General features: G+C 66.3%; 6 protein-coding genes and 1 pseudogene. 3 read left to right on the plus strand and 4 right to left on the minus strand.

What is annotated here, in order from left to right; all coding sequences use genetic code 11:
- Nucleotides 1-78: 78 nt before the first annotated feature.
- On the plus strand, nucleotides 79-303 hold the full coding sequence (locus EZM81_RS17775; RefSeq protein WP_136646705.1) for a hypothetical protein: 225 nt from the start codon (nucleotides 79-81) through the stop codon (nucleotides 301-303).
- 88 nt (nucleotides 304-391) lie between these two features.
- A complete protein-coding gene (locus EZM81_RS17780) occupies nucleotides 392-964 on the plus strand; it encodes a DUF3489 domain-containing protein (protein WP_136646706.1) in 573 nt (190 codons plus the stop codon).
- A gap of 54 nt (nucleotides 965-1,018) precedes the next feature.
- Here EZM81_RS17780 and EZM81_RS17785 read toward each other — a convergent pair whose 3' ends face one another.
- Entirely contained in the window at nucleotides 1,019-1,213 is a 195-nt protein-coding gene (locus tag EZM81_RS17785) for a hypothetical protein (protein WP_136646707.1), read from the minus strand.
- Nucleotides 1,214-1,254: 41 nt separating this feature from the next.
- Nucleotides 1,255-1,470, minus strand: coding sequence for a hypothetical protein (locus EZM81_RS17790; RefSeq protein ID WP_136646708.1), 216 nt, complete (start codon nucleotides 1,468-1,470; stop codon nucleotides 1,255-1,257).
- Nucleotides 1,471-1,677: 207 nt separating this feature from the next.
- On the opposite strand from EZM81_RS17790, the gene EZM81_RS17795 reads away from it, so the two are divergent.
- Nucleotides 1,678-2,727, plus strand: coding sequence for an IS110 family transposase (locus tag EZM81_RS17795; protein WP_136646709.1), 1,050 nt, complete (start codon nucleotides 1,678-1,680; stop codon nucleotides 2,725-2,727).
- Between the two features lie 417 nt (nucleotides 2,728-3,144).
- On the opposite strand, the gene EZM81_RS18610 is transcribed toward EZM81_RS17795, so the two are convergent.
- Complete coding sequence (locus EZM81_RS18610; RefSeq protein WP_248298279.1) at nucleotides 3,145-3,606, minus strand: hypothetical protein; 462 nt, start codon at nucleotides 3,604-3,606, stop codon at nucleotides 3,145-3,147.
- A gap of 112 nt (nucleotides 3,607-3,718) precedes the next feature.
- Nucleotides 3,719-3,964, minus strand: a pseudogene (locus EZM81_RS18615) (DNA cytosine methyltransferase); the annotation flags it as partial.
- Nucleotides 3,965-4,029: the final 65 nt, after the last annotated feature.

The following is a 4,029-nucleotide window of genomic DNA, read 5'->3' on the forward strand; positions in this document are numbered from 1 at the left end:
TGTTTGACTTCACTTCGCCCATTACGGAAGCGAACGTCACTCCAATGAAGCGATGCAACTCACCAAGGAGCCAGCCCGATGACCCGCCGCGCGACCGACAACACGAAAGCCCTCGACGCCTTCCTCGCCGCGAAGACCGAGATCGACGCGATGCTGGAACGCCTCGCCGCGCTCAGCGACGACCACTTCGAGACCAGCCCTGACGAGATCCATTGGGGGCACGTTGGCACCCTGAACCACTACCGCGACCGGCTGCGCGAGATCACCGACAGCGCATTCAAGGAAGGCGAACACGCCGAGTGAGACGACCCACTCCCGGTCCCGCCCGCCGACTGGCGGGCTCGACCTCGTAGAAGGGCCTGCATCCCGCACGCCCTACACGGAGACGAAGATGACCAAGCTTTCCGACACCCAAGCCCTGATCCTGAGCGCCGCCGCCCAGCGGCCCGAGCACATCGCCCTGCCGCTGCCTGAAAGCCTGCGTGGCGGTGCCGCCGCCAAGGTGGTCGGCGCGATGATCGCCAAGGGCCTGCTGCAGGAAGTCGATGCCGACCTGCGCAAGGGCGAACCGATGTGGCGCGAAACCGGCGATGGCCACGGCGTTACGCTGGTCGCCACCGACGCGGGCCTCGCCGCCATCGGCGTCGAGCCCGAGGACGCGAACACCGCGCCCGTGGGCGCGACGGACGCGCCGAACGAAGGGCCCGCGCCCGAGACCCCCAGCGAACCAGACGCAGCGCCCAAGGCGCGCACGCCGCGCGAGGGCACCAAGCAGGCCACGCTGATCGCCATGCTGCGCGCGCCGGACGGCGCGACCATCGAGGAGATCATGGCTGCGACCGACTGGCAGTCGCACACTGTGCGCGGCGCGATGGCCGGAGCGCTGAAGAAGAAGCTCGGGCTCGAGGTGACTTCGGAGAAGGTCGAAGGGCGCGGAAGGATCTACAGACTGCCCGCTGCCTGATCGGTTTGCCGCCGAAGACTCAATTGCCGCCGTCCCATCAGGGGCGGCGCTCTTTCATTGCATCGACAGCAGATCGCTCGCCGCCGCCTGCAGGATGTCCTGCGCCATCCGGGGCTCGCAAGTATAGATGCCGCCCGGCTCAGGTTCGCCGACATTGTCCTCGAACCATTGCCGACCCTCGTCCGAAATCGGACGCAGGACCACGATGGTCCCGTGGTTGTTGATCTCGATGTGTTGCCAGTCGGACATGCTCCAAAGCTAGCATCTGTCGCCCGGCACCGCCAGCGGGGTCAGAGGCGACGCCAACGCTCGAACAGCCGCCGCAAGGCGTAACTGCGACCAATCGATACGACGGTGAACACCGCGCCAATCTTCAGGTTCTGCGCCAGCGTGGTGTGCAGCCCGAAGATCGGGAAGATCAGGATCTGCGTGACGACTGCGACGCCGTAGCCGACGATCACATTGGCCACCGCTTCGACCAACGACATCAGGCGGGACTGCTTCATGCCGCTGCCTCATAAATCGGCCAGCAGTTCAGATGCCGTAATGGGGCTCGGCGCGAGTTGGCACCGTCTGGGCATCTTGATGCGTGGTTTGACGTCTTGATGGCTGGCGGGAGGTGAGGTGTCGTTGTCCCTGACACGGCTGGCGTGTCGACGGGGTCATGCCGTGAGGCGCGCCCCAATTCCCTGGTCAGGAAGAAGGACAACGACATGGATCTGTTTATTGCTCTTGATGTCTCGCTGGCAAGCACGGCGCTCTGCGCCCTGAATGCGCATGGCAAGGTGGTGAAGGAGGCGAAGGTCGACAGCGAGCCGGAGGCGCTGATCGCGGTCCTGCGTGCGCTGCCCGGCAAGGTTGTGGTTGTCGGTCTCGAGGCCGGCCCGCTTTCGCAATGGCTGCACCTGCACATGAGTGTTGCCGGTTTCACCGTCGTGCTGCTGGAGACCCGGCAGGTGAAGGGAGCCCTGAAGGCGATGCCGATCAAGACCGATCGCCGGGATGCCGAAGGTATTGCCCGGCTCTTGCAGATGGGCTGGTTCAGGCCGGTCCACTGCAAGTCGGTCTCGGCGCAGGAGATGCGGGCCGTTCTGAGCACGCGCAAATTGCTCCAGCAGACCCTGATCAACCTTGAGCTTTCGCTCCGCGGCGTGCTGCGCAACTTCGGCCTCAAGATGGGCGCGCTGACGAAGGTCCGCTTCGAGGCGCGGGTCCGCGAGCTGGTCGATGGCAACCTGATGCTGGAACGGGCTGCCGCACCCGTCCTGCGCGCCCGAGAGGAATTGCGAAAGGAACTCGCCGGGCTGGAGAAGTTGCTGCGCGATCTGGCCAAGACGGATCCTGACTGCCGGTTGATGATGACGATGCCGGGGGTCGGCGCGGTTGTGGCGTTGACCATGCGCACGGCGGTGGATGATCCCGAGCGGTTTCACTCGTCGAAAGATATCGGCCCATGGGCGGGCCTGACACCGCGGCGCGCCCAGTCCGGTGAGCGGGATGTCATCGGCCGGATCACGAGGGCCGGGGATGCCGCCCTGCGCACGGCGCTTTATCAGGCCGCGAATGCGGTGTTGTGCCGAAGCGCGCCGAGCTGGCTCAAGGCATGGGCGCTGAGGGTGGCTGCGCGTCGTGGCAAGAAGCGCGCCACGGTCGCGCTGGCCCGACGGATCGGAGTCGTGCTGCACCGCATGTGGCGCGACGGGACGGAATTCCGTTTCACCCGCGTTGAGGCCATGGCGGCGATGACGCGACACACCTGCTGAAAGCCGTTCGGCAGGAAACCCAGAACAGGAGGAACAGGCCGGGCATGAACGCCATGGCTTGCCGAGGTCCCGACCGGGACGCGGTTCCCGACGATGCCGCCTGGCGGCTTGCATCCGGACCCTGTCCGAGAGCGCAATTCAGATTGGCACGCGGGAACCGCACTTGAACTAGGCATGGAGAGGCGGCCATCGCGCCGACCTCGGATGGAAGCAACATCCCGGGCCGGGAACGACCAAGCGGCATCCCAGAAACGTCAGTTCATAGGCTGAACCACACAGGCATCGACGGATCGACCCGGCGCTGGCACCGCTCCGATCCATGACGTCTCCGCGCTGCCAGCGCCTTTGCACAGCGAATGGGCAACCATCTCGCGCTCGATTTCTTGGTGTCCATGGCGCTTGACTACTCCCGCCCCATTATGGAAGCCGCGAGAGTTCGCAGCGCATGCGCCGCAACCAGCGGGACCACTCCGTTGCCACAGAGGCGAAGCCGGTCCACCCGGTGGGCCAACCCATCAGCGCCTCGACGAACAGCGGGTTCAAGGTCAGGCGCGCATCGGAGGTATCGCGCCCAGCCATCGGCGTCACCAGGACCTGGCGGCCAAGCAGGCCGTTCACCGGCGTGTTCGCAAGGCTCGTCGCCCCGTCCTTGTGATCCCGCGCTGTGGGCGTCATCCACATCCCCGCCGCATGGGTCAGATCGGCCGAACGCCGGTTGCCCGCGCTCGGTTTGCATCCGTCGTTGGCCATCGGCGTCGGCCACATCGCGGCCGTCGTTGCGAGGTTCATGCCGTGTTGTCCCGCTTCCTGCGATGGCGTCGGCTTGGTCTGCCTGTTTTCGTTCGCGCTGGCCCTCGGCGTCGGCCACAGCCGCAGCATTTCCGTCCGGTTCCCGCCACTCGATCGGGTGCCGGAGCAGGCGCGCGGGGTCGGCCAGCTCGTCCCCCTTGCGTGTGGCGAGGATGAACAGCCGCTCCCGCCTGTGGGGCGCGCCGACTTCCGCCGCCGTGAAGAGGCCTGCCGCAAGGCGGTAGCCCATGCCGACCAGTCCGCTGGCGACTTCGGGGAAGCCGAGGCGGAGATGATGGGCGACATTCTCGAGGAAGACGAAGGGCGGCTCGACCTCGCCGATGATGCGGGCGACATGAGGCCAGAGGTGGCGCGGGTCATCCGCGCCCCGGCGCTTGCCCGCGACTGAGAACGGCTGGCACGGATAGCCTGCAGTGACGATGTCCACCGCGCCGCGCCACGGACGGCCGTCGAATGTGGCAACGTCGTCCCAGACAACAGCCTGATCCAGGG

The organism is Tabrizicola sp. YIM 78059 (genome assembly GCF_004959785.1).
In the GTDB taxonomy this organism is placed as follows: domain Bacteria; phylum Pseudomonadota; class Alphaproteobacteria; order Rhodobacterales; family Rhodobacteraceae; genus Tabrizicola; species Tabrizicola caldifontis.

Excerpts from the sequence above, each read along its gene's own strand:
- EZM81_RS17775 (WP_136646705.1), top strand. The coding sequence starts at position 79 with ATGACCCGCCGCGCGACCGACAACACGAAAGCCCTCGACGCCTTCCTC.
- EZM81_RS17780 (WP_136646706.1), top strand. The coding sequence starts at position 392 with ATGACCAAGCTTTCCGACACCCAAGCCCTGATCCTGAGCGCCGCCGCC.
- EZM81_RS17785 (WP_136646707.1), bottom strand. The coding sequence starts at position 1,213 with ATGTCCGACTGGCAACACATCGAGATCAACAACCACGGGACCATCGTG.
- EZM81_RS17790 (WP_136646708.1), bottom strand. The coding sequence starts at position 1,470 with ATGAAGCAGTCCCGCCTGATGTCGTTGGTCGAAGCGGTGGCCAATGTG.
- EZM81_RS17795 (WP_136646709.1), top strand. The coding sequence starts at position 1,678 with ATGGATCTGTTTATTGCTCTTGATGTCTCGCTGGCAAGCACGGCGCTC.
- EZM81_RS18610 (WP_248298279.1), bottom strand. The coding sequence starts at position 3,606 with ATGCTGCGGCTGTGGCCGACGCCGAGGGCCAGCGCGAACGAAAACAGG.